Consider the following 21,517-nt stretch of genomic DNA (forward strand, 5'->3'; position numbering starts at 1 on the left):
TGCGGCCGATTCCGCCTGCGGCCCCGGTGATGACGGCGGTCCGTCCCTCGTGCCGCCCGGTTACCCGACGGTCATTGATCCGGTCAGACATGGTGACTCCTTGGGGGAATCAGGCCGCGTCGCCTTCCGCGGCGCGGTGCGTCGTGTCCACTTGGTCGGCACTCGCGTCCTTGAGGCGGGCACGCTCAAGAGCGTCGCCGGAACCCGTGTCGGGAGGCGGCCGACGTCACCCAGCAACCCCATCGCCAGGGAGAACAGCACGCTATGCGTACTCCTCGGCAGCTGCGCTTGGTCCATGTCCATGGCATCGCCTCGTTCCGTCGGGCCCGCAGACAACAGCGCACGTCGGCTTCGCGTGACCCTCACTGTGAATACACACTACGCTCATGAGTGCGCTTCCGGCGTCCTGTCTCAGTGACAGAAGGGGAGCCGTGCAGCACCCCGATGTGCCTTCTCACCAGGTATTACCTGCGGAATTGGTCAAATTCGACACCGGAATGGTGAGCGAGTGGGAGGGTGCAATACCTTGGAAAGTGTGTGCATTATGTGACTTGGTTTCCGGGGCTCGCGCCCCGTGAAGCTCCGGAAAACCCCTGGTCCGCAGCATCCTCGTTCGCCCACAAGGAGAGCACCATGGCGACGACGAAGTCCCCGGCCACGAAAGAAGCCAGGCCCGCAGAGAACGCCGCAGCCGCGGGCCCGCCGAACAGCAGCCAGCCGTGGCTGCACCAAAAGGGAAAGATCATCCAGGAGTTCGGGACCGTGCGGCACTTCCCCATGGGACTGACGTACGAGGCGCGCATGTACTCCTGCCAGCGGCTGAACCGGATCCTGGCGGACCTCCAGATTCTGTACAGCCTCTACAAGAAGCACCACTGGCTGATGCGCGGAGCCACCTTCTACTCGCTCCACCTGCTGCTGGACAAGCACGCCGGAGAACTTCTCGAGCTGGTCGACGAAGTCGCCGAGCGCGTGCAGACCCTGGGCGGGGTGGCGGTCGGCGACCCACGGCACATCGCAGAGATCACGGCGATTCCGCGAGCCCCAGACGGTGTCGAGGAGGTGCCTGCCATGCTGTCGCGCCTGCTGGAAGCCGACACGGTGATCGTGTCCGATGCGCACGATGCGGTGTCCCGGGTGTCGGACATGGGTGACGACGGAACCGAGGACCTGCTGGTCTCCGGGGTCATCCGGACCCTGGAACTGCAGGGCTGGTTCCTGGCGGAGCACCTGGTGGACACGCCTCTCGTCAAGAGCTGACCACCTCATGCCGACTGGGCGCTGTCCGAGCAGACCGGCCTTCCCGCCTGTGCCCGCCGCCGCGCCGACTGCCCGTCTGAGACGCTGCCCGACCGACGCGGCGGACCCACCGCACGGCCTCGGTACGCGAGAGGCGCCCTTTCGAGGGACGCATTTCTCCTGTTCGCCGATGGGGCCCGCCCGGACAGAGGGCTTCAGGAGCGCTTGCCGCATCGACCAAGAGGTCACCCATGAGCAGTTCATCCCCGCAGGCGCCCGAGTCCAGCGCCGCTTCGGTCGACAGCGGCCCTGCGGTACTCAGCCGCCGGGACCGCAACCTGGTGTTCGTGACCATTGCGGCGGGCATGCTGCTGGCTTCCCTCGACCAGACGATCGTGGGCACGGCCTTGCCGACGATCGTGGCGGACCTGGGCGGCGGATCGCACATGTCGTGGGTCGTGACCGCCTACATGCTGGCCCAGACCGTCTCCACCGTACTTGTGGGCAAGTTCGGCGACCTCTACGGCCGTAAGACGCTGTTCACCGTGTCCACGGTGGTGTTCATCGTGGGCTCGTTCCTGTGCGGCCTGTCCGGCAACATGGCGATGCTGATCGGGTTCCGCGCGCTGCAGGGGATCGGCGGGGGCGGTCTGACGGTGACCGCGATGGCCCTGATCGCGGACGTGATCCCGCTGCGCGAGCGCGGCAAGTACCAGGGCGCGCTGGGTGGTGTGTTCGGCACGTCGACGGTGCTCGGGCCGCTGGTGGGCGGACTGTTCACGGACCATGCGTCGTGGCGCTGGTGCTTCTACGTGAACGTGCCGATCGCCATCGCCGTGGTCGTGCTGGCCGTGAAGTTCATTCCGAAGACCAAGGCTGCGCACCGGCCACGGGTGGACTATCTCGGCATCGCGCTGATCGCCGTCGGCGCGAGTGCTCTGATCCTGGCGACCAGCTGGGGCGGGAACGAGTACGCATGGGGCTCCGCAACGATCATTGGACTGTTCGCGGCCGGTGTGGTGGCCGTCGCGCTGTTCTGCTGGGTGGAAGCCCGGGCAACCGAGCCCATGCTGTCGATGTACCTGTTCCGCAACTCCGTCTTCACCGTCTGTGTGATCCTCTCCTTCGTCGTCGGCTTCGCCATGCTGGGCGCGATGACCTATCTGCCGTCCTACCTGCAATATGTGGCCGGCGCCTCGGCGACGCTCTCCGGCGTCCGGACACTGCCGATGATGGTGGGCCTGCTGAGCTGTTCGCTTCTCAGCGGCACGGTGGTGAGCAAGACCGGGCAGTACCGGTGGTTCCCCGTGGCGGGCTGCTTCGTGATGGCGATCGGCCTGTACCTGCTTTCCCTGATGGATCGTGGCACCGGCGTCCTCCTGGAGTCCGTGTTCATGTTCGTTCTGGGGTGCGGCATCGGCCTGAGCATGCAGGTGCTGACCATCGCCGTGCAGAACACCGTCGACTACACGGACATGGGGACGGCCACCTCGGGTGTCACCTTCATGCGCACCCTGGGCAGCTCGTTCGGGACCGCCGTCTTCGGCACCATCTACGCGAACTCGCTCTCCCCGAAACTGGACAGCGCGATCCGGGAAGCCGCCGCCACCGGCACGGTCCCCGCCGACCGGATTGCCGAGGCGGCCAACGCGCCGCAGTCCCTGCACAAACTGCCCGATGCGACGGCCTTCCCGATCATCGACGCCTACGCAAACGCCCTGGAGACGGTCTTCCGCTGGACGGTTCCAGTGGCCGTGGTCGGCTTCGTCGTCGCGCTCTTCCTGCGCCAGGTCAGACTGCGCGACAGCGCCCAGTCGGCCTCAACCGACCTGACCGGGGGCCTGGGCGAGCAGACCGGCAGCTCCCGGCAGCTCCTGGAGCAGGCCCTGGCCTCGATCCTGCCTCGACGCGGGATGGACATCGCCCGTGAGGCCCTCACGGATTCCGGATCCCGGCTGGACATGGGCCGCGCCTGGATTCTCCTGCAGACCGACATGCACACGCACCTGCTCGGCCACGCCGAACCGACACTGATCGCCGATCGCCGGCAGATACCGGTGGAGATCCTCACCCCGGTCTACCACCGGCTGGTCGAGGAGGGATACCTGCGCCGTCAGGCCGACCTCTACACACTGACCGGGCAGGGCCGGAGCGAGGCCGATACGATCCGAGACTCCTGGCGGCAGCGAGTGGCCGCACTCGTCGAGGACGACCTGGGACGGCCCAGCTGCCCGGAACTTCAGGAAGCCCTCGACAGCATCGCCAGACGCCTTCTCACCGAAGACCTGTCGGAGTCCCGGCTGGGCCCGCCCGGCAGGGATCCCGCAGCTGTCGGCGCCGGCGTTCGCGGCTGATCGGAGCATTCCGGCGGCCGCAGTCCGATGGACGGTCGCTGCCCATGAACCGTCGGTGTCGGTCCGCCCGGACACGGACGAATGCGCGGGCCGGCGGCGACGAACGACGTCGACATCGTCGGCCCGCCGCCCGCTCTCGCCCGCTGCCGCCGGCGGTCGCTTGTTCGCGGCGCACGACCCCCTGCCGCTCCGCGCCATCCCCGTCGTTGGGCCGGAGCGCACCAGTACCCCGGAGCGCCTCGCTGAAGTGACCGGGGAACCGAGTCACGTGGTGACCGCTGCCTCGGACGAGCTCGGTCACCTGCCGTAGACACCGCGCCTGACGCGCAACCGTCTCAGCGCGCCCCTTCGCGAGCGCCTCCAGCTCCGCGATCCGGCTGATCACGGCCGGCTCGCGGAGCTGAAAGCTCAGGTCTCCGACAACTTCATCGGCTCCGCCGTCCTCCACACCGGCCAGGCGGATTGGCTATCAAAATCCGGCAGAGGCGAACGGGAGAGGTCAGTCCCCGTACGACCAGCCCAGACTCAGACCACCGTCGATGACGAGCGACGCCCCCTGCAGGTAGCGGGCATCCTCGCTCGCCAGGTAGACGGCTGCGGCGGCTACCTCGTCACTGGCTCCGATCCTCCCGGCCGGGATGCCCGCTACGGTGTGCGCGAGCATCGCGGGATTCGTCGTGATCGGTTTCGTCGCCGGGGTGTCGATCAGCCCGGGCCTGATCTCGTTGAAAGTGATGCCCGACCTCCCGAACTCCAGCGCCCAGGTGGTGGTCAGAGCGCCGATGGCCGCGTTCGCGGCGCGGTAGGCGGCCGCGCCGGGATACGGCTTGGGATTGGCCGACACGGTGATGACCCGTCCCCAGCCCGCCTCGCGCATCGCCGGAATCGCCGCAGCCGTGCAGAAGAACGCTCCTTTCAGCTTCGTGGAGACCACGGCGTCCCATCGCTTTTCAGAGAATTCCTCGGAGGGGCCGACGTCGAAGATCCCGGCCGTGTTCACCAGGATGTCGACCCGCCCGAACCGGTCGACGACCTGCTCGATCAGCCGCCGGCCCTCGTCGACGTCGCTGACGTCGGCCCGGACGAACTCGGCTCCGATCGCTTCGGCGGCGGCTGCTCCCCTGCTCTCGTCGCGTGCGCCGATGACGACGCGGGCTCCCCGCGAGGCATAGGCCCGGGCGATCGAGAGCCCGATGCCCGAGCTCCCTCCGGTGACGACCGCGGTACGGCCGGCCAGCGACCCGCCCCGGTCCGGCTGCGTGCTCTCCACGGCGGCGGCTCCTTCCGCCATCCCGCCGTCAGACCAGCGCGCCATTGACTCGCACCGTCTGACCGCTGACCCACTGACCGTCGGGCCCCACCAGGAAGGCGACGGCCGCGGCGATCTCGTCGGGCCGGCCGAGCCGTCCGAAGGGCGACGAGGCCTCCATGGCGCCGCGCATGTGCCCTGACGACGCCCGGAAGCCTTCGGTGTCGGTCGCCCCGGCGGCGATCGCGTTGACGGTGATGCCGAGCGGGCCGAACTCCTTGGCGGCGATGGCCGTGAGGGCCTCTCCCGCGAGCTTCGCGGGAGTGCCGAGCGCCGTGCCCGGCAGCAGCAGCGACGTCAGGCTGGTGGAGATCGTGACGATCCGGCCGCCCGGCCGCATCGACTTCGCCGCCTCCTGCATCATCACGAACGGTGTCACGAAGTTGATCGCGGCGTTGTGCTGGATCTCCTCCGTCGTGATGTCCGCGAGAGGCCGTGCCTCACCCGCGCCCGCGTTGTTCACGAGCACGGTGATGGAGCCGAGGGTGTCGATGACGGTCTGTACGACCTCCCTCATCCGGGCGGGGTCGGCCGCGTCCACCTGGAGTGCGAGGGCGCGGCGCCCGCTCGCCTCGACGGCAGCGGTCGCCTCCTCGGCCGCGGCGGTGTTCTCCTTGAACGTGAAGGCGACGTCGAAGCCGTCCTCGGCCAGACGCTGCACGACGGCGCGGCCGATACCGCGCGAGCCGCCGGTGACGAGTGCGACGCTCATCTCGTACCTGCTTCGCTGTTCGGGGCGGCGGGCGACTCCCAGAACGCGTCCCACTTGGTCACGTCGGCGAAGTGATCCCAGATCTCGACCGCGCGGCCGTCGACGAACCGCCAGATCACGCAGATCATCTGGGCCATGTCCTGGCCGTTCCGCTCTGCGGTGGCCCGGTTCAGCATCACGAGGAAGCTCTCGTTGGCCATGATGTCGGTGACTTCGAGCGCCAGGGTGCCGCCCGCTATCGCCGTGAGGTTCGGGAAGTTGGCCAGTGCCGTGTCACGGCCGTGGTGGTCGCCGCCGAGGGGGCTGTTGCCGTCGGCGTGCAGCACACAGTCCTCGGCCATCATCTCGCGCAGGAGCGTGAGGTCGAGGGAGTCGCTGGCCGCGGCCACCGCCGTCTTCATCCGGGTGACGAGAGGATGTTCGGCGACCTTCTCCGCCTCGTCGGGGACCGGGTCCCCTTCCTCCTGCTGCCACTCGCGGAACCCTGCGGAGTCCTCGAGGTAGGTCCACACCTCGGCGATCGTGCCGTCGGCGTTCATCCGGTGGATCTGGGACTCGTTGCCGGAAATCGTGCGGCCGTCGGGGCGGGACGCGCGGTAGGTGAGGTAGGACATCACGTACTCGCCGCTGCCGACGATGCTCTGCACCTGGTGCCTGGCGCTGTCGTTCGAGCGGTCCAGGTGCAGCCCGATGACCTCCATGACCGCGTCGCGGCCGACGAGCGCCTCACCGGGCTGGGCGTGGTCGCCGTGCCAGACGACGTCGGCGGCGTAACCTGCCGCGATCGTGTCCAGGTCGCGTTCCGTGAACGCCTGGTAGTGGCGCCGGAGCCGGTCCACGTTCGGGTGGGGGGCCCACGACTCGGCGTCGCCCGCGGCCTTTCCGGCGAGCGAGTAGCCGATGCCGCGAAGGAACTCGACGGAGTCCGACAGGAACCAGAGTTCCTTGATCTTGCCGTTCTCGAAGCGAGCGGTGCCGGCTTCGGTGAAGGTGAAGGTGCGGCCGGTAGCCGGGATCCCGAAGAACTCTCCGCTGTGACGGGCCGTCACACTCCAGTGACCCGTGACGAGATCACCGTCGGCGATCAGGGTGTGGTCGTGATGGCGCCATTCGTCGAACGCCGAACGCATGACCTTGGCGGCCTGCTTCAGGCCCTCGATCTTGCTCAGCTCGCTGCTCTGAAGCTGGGCGGGTGCTATCTCGCCGATCGCTGCCAGGGCTCCGAGAGCACTGGTGAGTCCGGCCCGGTCCACGGTGAAGTCGGGATCGAGGAGCAGATCCGCCACGCTCTCGTCGCCCTGGTCGACGAAGTGCTGCTGGAATGCCACAAGCTTCTCGGCATTGGACTGAGGCTTCGGAGCTGCCTCTTGACTGGTGCGGGCGACGTCCTTGTCGCCGATCACTCGGTTCATGCAGCGAGGCTAGCATTTTTGGAGCAATCTGTTCCAAAAATTATTCGAGCGGATTCTCCAGCCGTCCGGGCCCGAACTCGCGGAGGAAGCGATCGACCGTTCGCTCCACGTAATCCGGCGTCACCGGGGCGGCGGCGAACAGGCCGCGCAGCACCAGCGGGCCCGCCAGCTGATCCACGGCATCCTGCATCGCGATGCCCTGCCCGAGCAGGCCTGCGGCCACGCCGTCACGGATGAGCTCCCGCACTCCTTTGGTGCCTTCGAGGTGCCAGCGATCCCGCAGTTTCGCGAACTGGGGATCCGTGGCTGCCCTCTCCGTGACGGTGAGGGTCATCGTGGCCGTGCGAGGGTCATTGACGCGATCGGCGAGCCGCAGGAGCTCGGAGATGAAGTCGGCCCGCAGGTCTCCCGTCGGGATCACCTCGTTCGAGGGCAGCTCGCTCTCGATCAGATCGTGCAGAAGATCTGCCCGCTCGGGCCAGAAGCGGTACAGCGTCGTGCGCCCGAGTCCGCTGCGATCGGCTACCGCGAGGTGCGTGACCGCATCCCAGCCGCTCTCTAGCAGCAACGCCTTCGCTGCGTCGAGAGCAAGAGTGCGGTTGCGGTTGGGGCGGGGGTCGCGTACTCGGCCGCCGGACGGCTTCTCATCGGCTGTCGAACTCATGGGCGGATCTTAGCGATGGCGATCACCCGCCCCGAAGCTCAGACCCCAGTGCCGTCGATGACCGCGATGACCTCGTAGGGGTGAGGGTCGGCGGTGGCGATGCGCCGGACGTTCTCCATGTGCTCGCGGTACTCCGGGTCCGCCTGCAGCACGTCGTGTGCGTTCCGCCAGGCGTCGCCGTCCGCCCAGTGGATGTAGTTCACGAGGCGGGTTCCGTCGAGACTGCGGTGAATGCTGCCCCGCACGAACCCGGGCATCTTGCTCGCGATTCCCGTCATGCCGGTGACCTCGAGCCGCACGAGCTCGTCCTGGTCGCCGGGCTCGACGGTGAACAGATTGATCATCGTCGTGGCTCCGTCGGCGCCGACGCGGATGGTGATGGTGCTGTCGCTCATGTCGCCCTGCTCCTTGTATCGGCGAGTGCACTGGCGCCCGTAGAGGCCGGCGCTCCGCAGTTCACGATCGCAGGAAACCTAGCATATTTTTGGAACAAGGTGCCCCATAAGTGGGGGCTCTACTGTGGCACACTCCTGCGTGTCCTGGGGCCGAAATCACCCCGATGGCTACACACCGCACTCCGCAGGCGACGGAGCGCGCGGCAGCGGCCGTCGCAATTCGGACACTACGGCTCGCGTCAGACTGAGCTTGTCGTGCCTTCCAGGGGCGCCGATCGCCGGCCGAGCAGCCGCGGCGGTGTCTCCCCCCCCAGAAGCTCGATGACAGAGAGCGCGTGGTGGTCGCCCTCCTCTCCGTGTTGATTCTTTACGGCTTCACTGCGTCCGAAATCTGCTGAGCCAGGTTCCGAAATCGGCCCAGCCGTGGGTGGCCACGCTGCTGCGGACCGTCTTCGAACGGCCCGACACAGCGGCTGTCCAGGCCCAGATGTGGCACGTCCTGGACACCCTGGAAGGCAAGTTCCCCAAGGCCGCAGCACACGTGGACACCGCACAGCACGACCTGCCGGCGCTCACCGCATTCCCGCGCGAGATCTGGCGGCAGATCTGGTCCGATAACCCGCGAGAGTGGCCTGAACAAGGAGATCCGCCGCCGCACCGACGTGGTCGGCATCTTCCCCGACCACACCGCCCTGATCCGCCTGTCGGAGCAGTCCTGGCCGAGCAGAACGACGAGTGGACCGAAGCCCGCCGCTACATGGGCATCGAACTCCTCGCCAAAGCCCGCCTCCACCTCGATGCGCAACTCCCGTGGACGTGACCGGAGTGCGGGCAGAGCAAACGGCTTTGCGCCCTGTGTGACCGGCATGGATGCTGGCTCGCCGGAGGTAGTGAAGATGATCGATGTTGTGCTGAAGCTGTCAGCCCGTGATTTGGTGCATGCGGACCTGGCGTCGTGCGGGTGGGCAGGGTCTGACCACCACCTGGCCGGCGTCGCCAAGCAGTTGGAACGTGCCCGGATCGGCGAGGTGGACTACCTTGCGGTCTGCCCTGCAACGGACATCCCTGTGGCGAAGGGCGGCGTCGACTACCAAGTCAATGAGGGTGTCGGCACGTTGTGGCAGCTGGCAGTCCACCCCGCATTGCAGTCGTGCGGGATCGGCACGTTTCTTGTTGGAGCCGCAGAACTGCGGATCAGGAACCGCGGTCTGCGGCAGGCCGAGCTCGGTGTGGAGGAAACCAACCCTCGGGCACGTGCGCTGTACGAAAGGCTGGGATATGTCGCGTACGACCGTCAGCCGGACTCGTGGGACGAACAAGCTCCTGATGGATCGTTGCGCCGCTACGACACGATGTGCACGTTGATGCGGAAGGAGCTCACGTAGGCTCAGTCACCTTCGCGGGATCTGTCAGCGGACGGGTCGTCCTTCGTCCTGCCCATGCTTGCCGAGGCACGTGCGTACTCGATGGAACCCGACCGAACCCTGTGGGACGGCTTGCCCGACGGTGAGAGCGCTGGTCGGAAGCGCGGGCGCTCGGCATCGGTCTGCCGGCACTTCGCGCGGGGCGGTGTCGACGGTCTCCGTCTCATGAGGACGTATGGCTCCGCGCCGCCCGGCGCTCCCTCCGTACCACGGGTCGCTGTGTCGGGGTTCTACCGCCCCGTCGGCACTGTGCCCCGACCGGTCGGCGATGCGCTCGGGACGGGTGCGGTGGCGGGAGTCCAGTTCTCGTAGCGCAGGCCGAAGCCGAAGCGGAACAACGGGTTCTCGGTGTCGAAGGGGACGTCGGACCGGCTGGCGGTCACGGCGTCCATGGAGGACGGCAGGTCGAACGGCAGCTTGCCCTCGGGCTGGGCCTCGCCGAACAGGATCCGGACGAAGGCCTCGTCGGAGGCGCCGAAGTTGCCGGTGATCGCCGCGGCGTGCTCGGCGATGCCGGTGAGGACGGCCGGGCGGTCGAGGTAGACGGCGAGGACGGTCGGGACGGTCTCGCAGATGGTCCGGATGCGCTCGATCTCCTCGTCCGGGAAGGCGAGAGACCCGGCGCGGAAGAACGCCTCGACGGGGCCCGGCCGGTGCTCGAAGGGCGCATCCACGCGCAGTACGGCGACATCCGCCTCGGCGGGGGTGTCGACGAGGGTGGCGCGGGCGCCGACCGCTTCAGCGGACAGGCCCTCGGCGTAGAGGCGCAGGGGTGCGGTGAGGGGCAGGTGGGCGGGGCCGGCGTCGTTCTTGAGGAGGACGTGCGCGGCCGCCTGTGCGGCGAGCCCGTCGGCGCGTGCTTGGGCGGTGCCGACGACGAGGTCGGCCCGCTCGGCGTCGACGAAGGGGTTGTCGAACAGGCCGAGGCGGAACTTCTCGCGCAGCAAGCGTCGTACGGAGGTGTCGAGGCGCTCCTCCGCGACGCGGCCGCCCTTGACCAGGTCGACCAGCACATGGGTCTTGAACTCGCCGCCGAACTGGTCGAGTCCGGCGTCGAGGGCCTTGAGCATGCGCTCGTCGTAGCTGAGGTGTTCCACGCCCCAGCAGGTGTGGCCGAGGATGCCCCAGTCGGCGCAGACGATGCCGTCGTAGCCGAGCTGCTCGCGCAGCAGGCCGGTGATGATCTGTTTGTTGAAGCCGAAGCCGACCTCCTCGAACTCCGTTCCGACGGGCATGCCGTAGTACGGCATCATCTGCGAGACGCCGGCCTCGATGACGGCCTTGAACGGCTCCAGGTGGTAGGTGAAGTTGTCGCCGGGGTAGACCTGTTCGCGGCCGTAGGCGAAGTGCGGGTCCTCCCCGTCCTTCTGCGGGCCGCCGCCGGGGAAGTGTTTGGCCATGGCGGAGACCGACTCGGGCCCGACCTGCTCGCCCTGGAGGCCGCGTACGTAGGCGACGGCGAGCCGGGTGGTCAGGTCGGCGTCCTCGCCGAAGGTGGCGCTGATGCGTGACCAGCGGGGCTCGGTGGCGAGGTCGATCTGCGGGTGCAGCGCGACCCGGATGCCGACGGCGAGGTACTCGCGCCGTACGGTGTCGGCCCAGTGCCGGACCACTTCGGGCGAGCCGATCGCGGCGAAGCCGAGCGGTTCGGGCCACTGCGAGAACGGACCGGCCACCAGCGCCGTCATGGGGTTGTTCGTGAAGGCGTGCCGGGGGTCGCTGGAGATGCTGACCGGGATCCCGAGCGGGTGCCGGAGCGCCGTCCGCTGCACGGCGTTGTGCCATTCGGCGATCGCGCGGGCGGTCGGGCCGTACAGGATGTTGAAGTGGGTGATGCCCTTGGCCAGCAGGGATCCCATCGACGGCACGCCGAACTGGCCGGGCTCGTCCAGAGGGGCGACGGTGGACATGGGCTGGAACATCAGTGCGGCCTTGTCCTTGGGCCCCATACGGGACAGCAGGTCCTCGACTCGCTGGTCGACGCCGAGCGAAGCGTCCTGGTAGGGGTGACGGGGCTCGGTGGTCATGGTGCTGGGGCCTCTCTGAAGTACATGCGTGTGGGGGGTTGGTATCGGTGAGCGGGGGCGTGTTCTCCGCCTCTGCGCTGCCCGCCCGGCGGACTCCTGGGAGGCGGCCGGGCGGGCAGGAACAGTGCGGGTGGCGGTCAGGCAGTCGGCCGTACGGCGGTCACGTGGCGCTCTTGACCCGGGTGATCATGAGCGACCCGATCACACAGAACAGTGCCGAGACGATGAACCACGTCGAGTAGCCGGTGCCGCCCAGCAGGGAGTTTCCCACCGGGATGACCAGGACGCCTGCCAGGAACGGGGAGACCGACGTGGGCAGGGTGTTGGCCATGTTGAGCACGCCGAGGTCCTTGGCGGTGTCCTCCTTGTTGGGCAGCAGCTGGATGCAGAGTGCCTGGTCGACGGCGAAGAGCATGCCGGCGCCGATGCCGATGACGACCTCGACGACCAGCAGGACCGGGAGTCCGGCACCCCCCATCGCGGGAGTGAAGGCGGCCACGACGAGTGCGCCGGAGATGACCAGGCCCGAGATCAGGACGAACGGCTTGCGCCGCCCGATCCGGTCGGACAGGAACCCGCCGAGGACGGCGCACACCATGAGCGGGGCGATGTTCAGAGTGTTGGCGATGGCGTTGAACCTCAGTTGCTCGTCCGTGTCGGTCATGCCGAAGTGGGCGGCCAGGAACAGCGTGAGATAGCCGCTCAGGGCGCCGTAGCCGAGCACGATGAAGAACCTGCTCAGCCAGGCCCAGCCGAAGTCCGGGTTCTTGCGGGGGTTGAACACGAAGGACATGAGCAGGCTGCGCAGGCCCAGCGGTTCCGTGGGCGGCTCCGCGCGGACGCGGTCCTTCAGTCTGAGGCCGAACCAGGTCCCGAACGCGAGAGCGAACAGGGCGGGGACGAAGAACCGCAGGAAGTCGGTGGACAGGAAGGACAGCAGCGCCGATCCGACGAGGATGCCGAGCGGGGTGCTCGCCCCGATGACGCCCGAGACGAACCCTCGCTTGTTCTCCGGTACCTGGTCGGCGACGGTGGCCGTGGCACCGGCGAAGGCGAAGTTCGCCGCGCCCTGAGCGACGCACCAGGCCACCAGCAGAATCGTTACGTCAGGGGCGATCGCGCAGACCGTCAGCGCCAGGAACATCGCGAGGACGCCGCCGACGACGAACGGCCGGCGCATGCCGAACCGGGACGTGCTGCGGTCGGACAGCCGTCCGGCCAGCGGCTGGCACACCATCGCGAACAACGCACCGGTCCCGGTCACCAACCCCAGCTGGGTCGCCGCCGCGTCGACTCCCACCAGGTGCTGGATCCTGACGGACAGTCCGCCGACGAGCGGGGTCAGTATCGCCATATACATGCCGAACTGGGCACCCGCAAGGCGGGGCACGTAGCCGCGGGGAAGGCGAGTGGGTTCGACGACTGCGGCCGGAGCCTCCGGAGGGGTTTCGAGCATGGCGACTCCTGTGGGGACGGGCCACGACATGTGGCGGAAACCAAATATCTACACTCGTGTAAGTATTCGTCAATACCCCTGCTAGAGTCGGATCCATGAGGCCCACTGTCCCGGCGAGGACGCGCAAGGCTGATCAGCGGAACGGCTACGCCAAAGGGCGGGCCCGACGAGCCGCGATCATCCACACCGCTGCGGAACACTTCGCGCAGAAAGGTTTCGGGGCGGCGACGATTCTCGAGATCGCCGCCGCCTGCGACATCTCGCGCGCCGGTCTGCTGCACTACTTCCCCGACAAAGAGGCCCTCCTGAGGGCCGTTCTCGTGGACCGCGACGCCGAGGACCGCGCCCGGTTCCGGCCGTACGTCGGCCTTCCCGAGGGCCTCGGCGTGCTCCGGGGAATGGTCGATCTCGCCGGGCACAACCAGCTCATGCCCGGGCTGATCGAGCTCTTCGTCCGCCTGTCGGCGGAAGCGTCAGACCCCGATCACCCGGCCCACGGCTACTTTGTCGAGCGCTACGACCGCATCCGCCGCGGCACCGCGCGCGCGTTGTGGCAGGCCCATGAGGCCGGCCATCTTCGCCGTGACGTGGACCCGGACACAGCGGCCCTCCGGCTCACCGCCCTCATGGACGGCCTTCAGGCGCAATGGCTGTTCGACCGCACCATCGACATGGCCCAAGAGGTCCGAGCCGCCATTTTCAACGTCATGACCCCGACCGCGATCACCGCCTTCGAGTCCATCTCGGTCGTGGCGGCAGAGCCTGCGGGGTTCCACGCCGAAGGAGCGGACACCGGCACGTCCTGACCGGGCGCACACACGTCGATCCGGACGGTACGAGGAAGACGACCGGGAGACGCGTCCGAAGCATGCGGTGTCGCCACGCGCTCCTGCCCATCCTCAGCGCCGTGTGACTTTCCGGATCCGATGCGCTCCTTCCCCTGTGCGCTTTCCCCTGCTCGCGGACCCGGCGAGTCCTCCGTACCGCCGATCCTCGGCGTCGGGCAGAACTCGCCGGCCCGTGGCTATCGGCCGCTGCGGCCCCAGTGCGCGTCGACGAACCTGCGGATCTCGCCGGCCCGGTCCTGATCCTCGGGTGCCGTGCCGTGGAAGCCGCCGTGGCCGGCCGCCTCGAAGACGTGCAGCTCGGCGGGGACTCCGGCGGCCCGGAGCGCACGATGCAGGCGCACCGTGTCCGACAGCAGGCAGTCGCGGGTGCCCGAGAGCAGGATCGTGGGCGGGAAGCCCTTGGCGAAGTCACCGAAGAGCGGTGAGAGGTACGGATCGCGCACGTCGTGGCCGCCGGCGTAGAGCCGCACCGCGGGTTGAAGGCTGTCGATCAGCACGGTGTCGATGCCCATGTTGGTCTGCCAGGTGTCACCGGCCTCGGTCAGGTCGGTGACCGGGGTCGACAGCACGACCGCCGCCGGCAGCGGCAGCCCCTCGTCCCGGACCCGCAGCATCAGCGCCGCCGCGAGGTTCCCGCCCGCCGAGACACCGCCGACGACGATGTCCTCCGGGCGGTGATCGTCCAGCAGCGTCCGGTAGACGGCCAGGCAGTCGTCGAGTGGGATGGGGTAGGGATGGTCGGGCGGCATCCGGTAGTCGACCGCCCACACCGGGGCGCCGATCGCGGGGGCCGTGGCGATGGCGACGGCGCGGCAGATCTCGCCGCCGCAGAGCGTCCACGAGCCCCCGTGGATGTCGAGATACGCCCGGCGGTCGGCGGGATCGACGCCCTCAGGGGTGACTGCGTAGACGGGCACGTCGCCCACCTTCAGATCCTTGACGACCGTCCCGGCGGGAACGGCCCCGGCTGCGCCCGCCGTGACCAGGGCAGCCAGGCCGGCGTCCATGGCCGCGACCATCTCGCGCCAGCCCTGGACGTCGTCCGGCGCGGGCCAGTCCGGTGCCGGTCCGGTGATTCCCTGGGCGAGCATGGCCTGTGCCTGAGGACTCACCGAGGTGGGAACCGGAATGTCCCGTGCCGGTATGTGCAGGGGTGGATGTGCGGGGTTCGGCGTCGCCATCGTGCGGCTCCTCGACGGAAGGCCGGCCTCGAACACCGAGTGCCTGTCCGGGGATCCGGCTGGCTGGTGAGGGAGGAGCGTACCCAACGCAGGGCTTCCAGGTCTGCTGCGGGAAAGGGTCTGCCTCGATCGCCGAGATGTCATGGCGTCTGACGACAATGCCTCTGCTGCCGAGACGCCCGTCGAGCCCGCGAATCGATGTCACCCGGAGGGCTTGTACGGGGCCTCGGCCGAACGCGCGGAAGTGGCCTTTGCTCCCCGCCCCTTGCGTCGTCTGAGTTGCTTGTTCCTGCTCGGCCTCGCCCGTGGGCTCTGCTGCTCCCCGGCGACGTACTCAGTGTCTACGCGGTGTTGAGCCTCCTGCTGTTCGCGCTCCGGGACATCGTGCCACGTACGGTGATACGGCCCGCGGCCGGCTTGTCGAGGGGACCGCCGTGTGCCTCCCGGCCCGGGGCCTGTTCACCGTGGCCCATGCGGAGTTCGTGCGCGCACAGGACATCACGGCTGTGGTCAACGAGGAGGTGGCTGCCCGTCGGGGTGGTCCCGGCTCGGTCATCAGGACCAATCTGCCCTGGCCACGCGACGGGCTGGGGTGGAACATCCTCTACGGCGGAGACATGCCGGCGGCGTTCCTGGTGGGCGTTGCCGCGGGCCGGCATGGTGTGCTCTCCGAGCCCGGCCGGTACCCGCATGGATGGTGCGCATCGTCGTCTGCGGCCTGTCGATCGGCCTGACCGGCAGCGTTCTCATGGCGGTCTGCCGCAATGGGCCCTTGGCCGCGCGCTGGTACGAGGTCGGATCGACTGTCGGGGTGCGCACTGCTCCCGCGCTGACCGCTGCGGACACCTACGAACTGCCGCTCCTGCTACGCACCCGTCGGGGACGACGACTGGGTGGTGTGCCGGCCCCGGCCGGCCGTGTGGCGCTGGCCAACTACCCCACCCAGTCGCTGTTCATGGCTCGGTGGCTGCTTCGGCGCGTCCCGTACGGGCCGGTCGAGTGGTTGCTGCGTGCGGTGACGTTGGCACGGAGGCGCTATGAAGGTGCCGGCACCACCCGTGCGGCAGACCGCCGTACAGGTGCCAGGCAGTCGCACGGTTCTTCGTGTGGGGCCGGATGGAACGGCGGGCCTCACCGCTCGCGCGCGGAGGACGAGCCCCGAGCCGGGCGAGCCACGGAGTCATGGGGTCACCGGTTCGTTGCGAACGCGGCCCGGCAGCCGCCCTCGGAAGTGCGTGACACACAGCAGCCCGAGATTCGCTGCTGCACCCGCTCCGACGATGCCCGTAGCAGGGGCCAGGAGACCCGTGATCGCATAGGAACCGAGCCATGCGCCGAGGAACGCACCGCAGACCGCCGCGATCAGTCCGGCGCGCCGGAGCCGGGGCGGCTGCTCGCGGCGGGTCCAGGCCAGGTAGGCGCCGAGGCCGATCAGCAGGCCCGTCCCCGGCACGATGACGGTCGCGCTGCCCACGAAGTCGTCCGGCACGACCGTCCAGACCAGCAGGACCCCCAGCAGCCATCCCCCGAGGCCCAGCGGAACCGGCGTCAGGACGCGCATCCAGATGCTCGCCCGGGGGCCGAAACCACCGCGTCGGCGCGACCTGCGAGCGATCACGGCGAGCAGGCCGAGGCCCAGGACGGCGCCGGCCAGGGCGACACCGATCAACAGCTCGGCGATCGTGGACATGCTCCAGGGAACAGCTTCGAAGTCGACCGGCCGCCGGTCGAACCGGGAGCTGTCCACCTTGCCGGTGTCGTAGAAGGTGGTCAGCAGGCGCTTGCCGGCCTCTGGGCGGTGCTCCCAGAAGTCGGCGGTGTGCCCCAGTCCGGGAAGGATCACCTGCTGTCCGCGGGACAGCGAGGGCAGCAACTCGTCCGTGGCCAGCTGCGCGGGAGTGGAGAAGTCGACCTCGCCGCTGACGAGAAGGGTCTCGACGTCACTCGGCCGTACCTCGCGGTACTCGGCGTTGTCCGGACTGTCCGGCCACACCGTGGCCAGACCCGACTTCCCGGCCCAGAGGAAGTCGGTCGACGCATTGCCGAGTATCGAGCCCGGATCACCGCCGTTGTCGTAGTACTCCTGTGCCGCCGGGCCGTCGATCATGGCGAACGAGGCGAACTCACCCCACACGATCGACTCCGGCAGCGCGAGGTCGCCGAGGACCGACATCGCCCACAGCGCGCGGCTGTCCCCACTCAGATAGGCATCGATGACGGTCGGCGCGTTGTTCGGTGCCGAGGCCGGGCCGTTGTGGTGCATGGCGTACTGGCTCAGGACCCGGACGTTGGTGTCCTTGATGCGGAAGGGCCCCCAGCGTTCGGGGATGTCGGCGGCGGTCTTCCGGATCGACTCCGCGAGGTCCGGCGTGCGGTCGGCGCAGGCGTCATCGTTGCTGCACAACTGCGCGTACTGGTCGAACTGCGCGTTGGTGATGCGCGGGTCCCAGAGGAAGTGACCGGGAGGATTGACCGAGACCATCACGGACCGGAGCAGCACCTTCGGATGGCGCCAGGAGTAGATCATGGCGCTGCGGGTTCCGGCGCTCGAACTGAACAGGTTGATCCGTTCGTAGCCCAGGGCGGTACGCGCGGCCTCCATGTCCTCGACCCGCTGGACGGCGGAGTAGCCAGCGAGATCGGTGCCGTCGTCCGTCAACCGGTCCGCGCACAGCTTGAAGGCCCGGGTCGTGGCAGGCAGGGTCTTGGCGTCCGCGATCCCGTCGGAGGACTGCATGACCGCGCTGACCTCGGGGCAGTCGAGACGGCTCGATCCGTCGACGCCCCGGTAACCGACCAGCACCACGTCGTGGTCGTCGGTGAGCCGGCTTGCCTCCGGGAAGTCCATGTTCGTGGCTCCGGGGCCGCCGCCCAGCCGGAAGACCGGTTCCTTGGGGTGGTCGGAGACAGCACGCACACGCGTCACCGGGAGCGCGATCAGGTCGGACTCGGGGTCGCTCCGGTTCTCCGGGACGACGAGTGTGCCGCAGTCGGCGGCGACGCTTCCGGCTTCGGTGTCGTAGTCGCAGGACCGCATGGTCAGCGAACCGGGCGCCGCCCCTTCGGGTACGGACAGGGTCTCCTCCGACCGCGCTGCCAAGTAGCAGAGCGACAACAGGATTCCTCCCGTGACCACGAAGGCCAGAAGGGGGCGCCAGGATCTGAGAAGTGCCATTCCGATACCGTAGGAACGCACGTGTGCCCGATCTTCCCCCGCGAGAGGGATGCGACCGGCACGGTTACGTGTGATCGTCGCAGGTTGGCCGAGGCCGTCGGGGGACCCTTGAACACTTCCGCCAGGGCTCGGACCGGCCTGAAGCGCCAGTCGCTCCTGGTCGCGGGCGTCTGCGTGTGCGCCGACGTACTGGCCTTTCTACTGCAGGACTTCCCGACCCTCGGCGCCTCCTGGGCCTTCGCCCTGATCTGCGTCGTCGCCGCCGATGCCGCGCTCGCCGGCCGGACGCGGTGGTCGGGGGCTGTCGCAGTGGCCGGTGTCTCGGTGAACGTGGTCTGCGCAGTGCTGCTGGGCGGGCCGCTCCATCTGCGGCTCAACGAGGCAGGCATCCTGGTCGCGTCGTACCGGGCGGGGGCCTGGTTGCGGGGCAGGCAGGCCGTCGCCACGCTCGTCGCGGTGATCGTCGGCCTCGTGCTCGCGCATCTCGCCCGGGGGTACGCGCTCGACTGGTACGTCGGTGTCACCGCTGCCAAGATCGGCTTGATCTCGTGGCTCGTCGGCCGCTACACGACCGCCCGCCGTGCCTATCTGGACGAGTTGCGACGGCAGGCCGAGCAGGAGGAGCGGGATGCCCGGGAGGCGGTCGAGAGGGCCGTCGCCGAGGACCGGGCCGCCATCGCCCGTGATCTGCACGATGTCGTCACTCACCATGTCAGCGCGATCAGCGTGCATGCCGGGGCGGCACGGCTGCGGCTGAACCGCGCCGACGGTGACCGGGCCGCCCTCGCGTCGGTGCGCTCGGTCGAGGACTCCAGCCGGCTGGCGCTGCACGATCTGCGGCAGATGCTCGACCTGCTGCTGGGGCAGCGATCGGGGGCCGTCCGGGAGCCCGGCCTGGGAGACGTCGAGCAACTGGTGAACGGCCTGCGGGGGACGGGTCTCACGATACGGCTGCGAACCGTCGGGGAGTCGCCCGCCCTTCCTGCCCGGCTCGACGCCGCCCTGTTCCGCATCGTCCAGGAAATGCTGACCAACGCGCTGCGCCACGGAGCCGGCGGCGCCACGGACGTGGTGGTCCGTCACACGGCAGGCCGACTGGAGATCGAGACCGTCAACCCCTGCTCCTCCTCGGGAGCCACGGCCCGTGAGGGCCGTGGCCTGACCGGCATCCGTACCCGCGTGCTGGCGTTCGGCGGACGCCTCAGCAGCGGCCCGCGAGCAGACGGCCACACCTGGCGAACCGCCGTTTCCCTACCCTTGGGAAGACCCTGATGACGACGACCTCCCGCATCACCGTGCTCATCGCGGACGACCATGCGGCCTTCCGCTCGGGATTCAGCGCGATTCTCGAATCCCAGGACGACATCGATGTCGTGGCCGAGGCCGCGGACGGCGAACAGGCGGTCGACGCGGTGCTCCGCTTACGCCCCGACGTCGCCGTCCTCGACATCCGCATGCCGCGCCGCACCGGTCTGGGCGCGGCCTCGGCGATCCTGGCCACGCCCGGCAACCGCACCAGGATCATTGTGCTCACCATGCATGACACCGACGACTACGTCCACCGGGCCATGAGCGCCGGCGCCCGCGGTTTCCTGCTCAAGTCGCTGCCCGCCGAGGAGATGATCGCCGCAGTCCGGATCGCTGCCCGGGACGACGTGCTCATCGACCCGTCCATCGTCAGGCGCCACGTCGCCCGCTTCGCCGACTCTCTGGATACACCGGCCGCGGCGGACGGCATCGGCCGGCTGACCGTCCGCGAGCGTGAGGTACTGCAGTTGCTCTCCCACGCCCGGACCAACGCGGAGATCGCCGGGCACCTCCATGTCGGCGTTCAGACGGTGAAGTCACACGTGTCGAGCATCCTGCGCAAGCTCGATCTACGGGACCGCACCCACGCCGTTGCCTACGCCCACCTCACCGGATTCGCGAGGAATGGGTTCGTGCAGCGCTCGGAGTAGGCTCCTCGAACACGGCCGGTCGAGCTGTCGACCGAGCGCGTGTTCTCCTCGGAGACGCTGTGTGACTGCTGTGGCTCAAGGCAGCCGACCCGGACGGTTTCTGCGCCGACCGGCCAACGGCGCACCTCGTTGCCGAAGAGGAAACGCGCTGGTTCACGAAGGTCACCACCGGGCTTCTCGCATGAACATCTTCTCGACACTCGGTGCTCTTGTACGGCGGGACGCCACCGCACGAGAGCACCGAACAGCTGTGGCCAGTCCGCGAGTCGGGGTCTGCCGAGGGGACTGTCCGGGTTTTCATGCGGCGGTCCGGCGGTCGTCGCGGTCGGCCCGGGCCGCGGCGATCAGGACGTCGAGCGAGTCGCGGGCGCGCAGCAGTTCCTCGATGTGGGCGCAGAGCCGGTCGCGTTCCTGGGCCATGCGTTCCAGCGCGGAGTCGGAGTTCTCGTCGCTGGGCGCGTCGCGGCACGGCATCAGTTCCATGATGGTGCGGCTGGACAGTCCGGCCGTGTACAGACGCTGGATGAAGTCGACCCGCACGATGTCGTCCTGCGTGAAGTGCCGCTGCCCGCCGTTGCTACGGGTGCTGACGAGCAGTCCCTGCTCTTCGTAGTAGCGCAGCGAACGGACACTCACTCCACTGCGCGCCGCGAGTTCACCGATCCGCATCTCACCCTCCCGACCGACCCTGCCCCGACCTGGCTCCAGGGCTTGCACCTCACATTGGTGTCAGGTTCTAGCGTATCCGTCGGACGGCCCGCCGTTCCCAAATCCCGTACCGCACAAAGGAGTTCGGCATGACCGGCAAGACCGGCACGACCACGCTGTTGGACCGCTACCGGCTGGGAGGTCTGGAGCTGCCCAACCGGGTCGTGATGGCCCCGATGACCCGGGTCCGGGCCGAGGCGGGGGGTCTCGCCACCCCGTCCATGGCGGCCTACTACGCCCAGCGGGCCACCGCCGGGCTGATCGTCACCGAGGGGGTGCAGCCCAGCCCGGTCGGGCAGTCCAACCCGGGCACCCCGGGCCTGCACACCGATGAGCAGGTGGCCTCCTGGCGGTCCGTCACCGACGCCGTGCACGCCAACGGCGGGCGGATCTTCGCCCAGATCATGCACGGCGGCCGGGTCTCGCACGCCGACACCACCGGTCTCCAGCCGGTCGGTCCGTCGGCGGTCGCCGCCGTGGGCGAGGTGTTCACCCCGGTCGGGCCGCGGCCCGCGCCGGTGCCCCGCGCCCTGGACCTCTCCGAGGTGCCCGAGCAGGCGCGCTCGTACGCCGAAGCCGCCCGGCGCGCTGTCGACGCCGGCTTCGACGGCGTCGAACTGCACGGCGCGAACGGCTACCTGATCTCACAGTTCCT

General features: G+C 68.8%; 17 protein-coding genes and 1 pseudogene. 8 read left to right on the forward strand and 10 right to left on the reverse strand.

Annotation, left to right across the window (positions count from 1 at the left end):
* The first annotated feature begins 633 nt into the window (after positions 1 to 633).
* A complete protein-coding gene (locus ACWCPF_RS44400) occupies positions 634 to 1,260 on the forward strand; it encodes a Dps family protein (protein WP_451050850.1) in 627 nt (208 codons plus the stop codon).
* Positions 1,261 to 1,490: 230 nt separating this feature from the next.
* Complete coding sequence (locus ACWCPF_RS44405) at positions 1,491 to 3,593, forward strand: DHA2 family efflux MFS transporter permease subunit (protein WP_451050851.1); 2,103 nt, start codon at positions 1,491 to 1,493, stop codon at positions 3,591 to 3,593.
* 499 nt (positions 3,594 to 4,092) lie between these two features.
* Here ACWCPF_RS44405 and ACWCPF_RS44410 read toward each other — a convergent pair whose 3' ends face one another.
* From ACWCPF_RS44410 to ACWCPF_RS44430, 5 genes are read right to left on the reverse strand one after another with little or no spacing between them, the layout of a single operon-like run.
* The gene (locus ACWCPF_RS44410) at positions 4,093 to 4,863 is read right to left on the reverse strand and encodes an SDR family NAD(P)-dependent oxidoreductase (RefSeq protein ID WP_451050852.1); all 771 of its coding nucleotides are present in this window, start codon (positions 4,861 to 4,863) and stop codon (positions 4,093 to 4,095) included.
* 28 nt (positions 4,864 to 4,891) lie between these two features.
* The gene (locus ACWCPF_RS44415; RefSeq protein WP_451050853.1) at positions 4,892 to 5,614 is read right to left on the reverse strand and encodes an SDR family oxidoreductase; all 723 of its coding nucleotides are present in this window, start codon (positions 5,612 to 5,614) and stop codon (positions 4,892 to 4,894) included.
* A complete protein-coding gene (locus tag ACWCPF_RS44420) occupies positions 5,611 to 7,026 on the reverse strand; it encodes an ester cyclase (RefSeq protein WP_451050854.1) in 1,416 nt (471 codons plus the stop codon). Before ACWCPF_RS44420 ends, ACWCPF_RS44415 begins: the two co-directional genes overlap by 4 nt.
* Before the next feature lie 40 nt (positions 7,027 to 7,066).
* A complete protein-coding gene (locus ACWCPF_RS44425; protein WP_451050855.1) occupies positions 7,067 to 7,690 on the reverse strand; it encodes a TetR/AcrR family transcriptional regulator C-terminal ligand-binding domain-containing protein in 624 nt (207 codons plus the stop codon).
* A 38-nt stretch (positions 7,691 to 7,728) separates the two neighbouring features.
* Positions 7,729 to 8,085, reverse strand: coding sequence for an antibiotic biosynthesis monooxygenase family protein (locus tag ACWCPF_RS44430; protein ID WP_451050856.1), 357 nt, complete (start codon positions 8,083 to 8,085; stop codon positions 7,729 to 7,731).
* Between the two features lie 382 nt (positions 8,086 to 8,467).
* On the opposite strand from ACWCPF_RS44430, the pseudogene ACWCPF_RS44435 reads away from it, so the two are divergent.
* Positions 8,468 to 8,905, forward strand: a pseudogene (locus tag ACWCPF_RS44435) (transposase); the annotation flags it as partial.
* 76 nt (positions 8,906 to 8,981) lie between these two features.
* Positions 8,982 to 9,470, forward strand: a complete 489-nt coding sequence (locus ACWCPF_RS44440; RefSeq protein ID WP_451050857.1) for a GNAT family N-acetyltransferase — start codon at positions 8,982 to 8,984, stop codon at positions 9,468 to 9,470.
* A 269-nt stretch (positions 9,471 to 9,739) separates the two neighbouring features.
* On the opposite strand, the gene ACWCPF_RS44445 is transcribed toward ACWCPF_RS44440, so the two are convergent.
* The gene (locus ACWCPF_RS44445) at positions 9,740 to 11,536 is read right to left on the reverse strand and encodes a glycoside hydrolase family 3 protein (protein WP_451050858.1); all 1,797 of its coding nucleotides are present in this window, start codon (positions 11,534 to 11,536) and stop codon (positions 9,740 to 9,742) included.
* Between the two features lie 160 nt (positions 11,537 to 11,696).
* Positions 11,697 to 12,992 (reverse strand): MFS transporter, encoded by a 1,296-nt coding sequence (locus ACWCPF_RS44450; RefSeq protein WP_451050859.1) that lies wholly within the window; start codon positions 12,990 to 12,992, stop codon positions 11,697 to 11,699.
* 95 nt (positions 12,993 to 13,087) lie between these two features.
* On the opposite strand from ACWCPF_RS44450, the gene ACWCPF_RS44455 reads away from it, so the two are divergent.
* The gene (locus ACWCPF_RS44455) at positions 13,088 to 13,798 is read left to right on the forward strand and encodes a TetR/AcrR family transcriptional regulator (RefSeq protein ID WP_451050860.1); all 711 of its coding nucleotides are present in this window, start codon (positions 13,088 to 13,090) and stop codon (positions 13,796 to 13,798) included.
* 218 nt (positions 13,799 to 14,016) lie between these two features.
* Here ACWCPF_RS44455 and ACWCPF_RS44460 read toward each other — a convergent pair whose 3' ends face one another.
* Positions 14,017 to 15,021, reverse strand: coding sequence for an alpha/beta hydrolase (locus ACWCPF_RS44460; protein WP_451050861.1), 1,005 nt, complete (start codon positions 15,019 to 15,021; stop codon positions 14,017 to 14,019).
* A 1,180-nt stretch (positions 15,022 to 16,201) separates the two neighbouring features.
* Positions 16,202 to 18,196 carry an alpha/beta fold hydrolase gene (locus ACWCPF_RS44465; protein WP_451050862.1) on the reverse strand — a complete coding sequence of 665 codons (1,995 nt, stop codon included), beginning with the start codon at positions 18,194 to 18,196 and terminating at the stop codon, positions 16,202 to 16,204.
* A gap of 108 nt (positions 18,197 to 18,304) precedes the next feature.
* Here ACWCPF_RS44465 and ACWCPF_RS44470 point away from each other — a divergent pair, with 108 nt between their 5' ends.
* The gene (locus ACWCPF_RS44470) at positions 18,305 to 19,468 is read left to right on the forward strand and encodes a sensor histidine kinase (RefSeq protein ID WP_451050863.1); all 1,164 of its coding nucleotides are present in this window, start codon (positions 18,305 to 18,307) and stop codon (positions 19,466 to 19,468) included.
* A complete protein-coding gene (locus tag ACWCPF_RS44475) occupies positions 19,468 to 20,154 on the forward strand; it encodes a response regulator transcription factor (RefSeq protein WP_451050864.1) in 687 nt (228 codons plus the stop codon). The genes ACWCPF_RS44470 and ACWCPF_RS44475 overlap by 1 nt, the downstream gene beginning before the upstream one ends.
* 297 nt (positions 20,155 to 20,451) lie before the next feature.
* Here the strand turns inward: ACWCPF_RS44475 and ACWCPF_RS44480 are convergent, their stop codons facing one another.
* A complete protein-coding gene (locus tag ACWCPF_RS44480; protein ID WP_451050865.1) occupies positions 20,452 to 20,823 on the reverse strand; it encodes a MerR family transcriptional regulator in 372 nt (123 codons plus the stop codon).
* Positions 20,824 to 20,951: 128 nt separating this feature from the next.
* Between ACWCPF_RS44480 and ACWCPF_RS44485 the strand changes: the two genes are divergently transcribed.
* A partial coding sequence (locus ACWCPF_RS44485; RefSeq protein ID WP_451050866.1) for an oxidoreductase occupies positions 20,952 to 21,517 on the forward strand: 566 nt, incomplete at its 3' end.

The sequence above is a fragment of the Streptomyces sp. NPDC001858 genome (assembly GCF_053594615.1).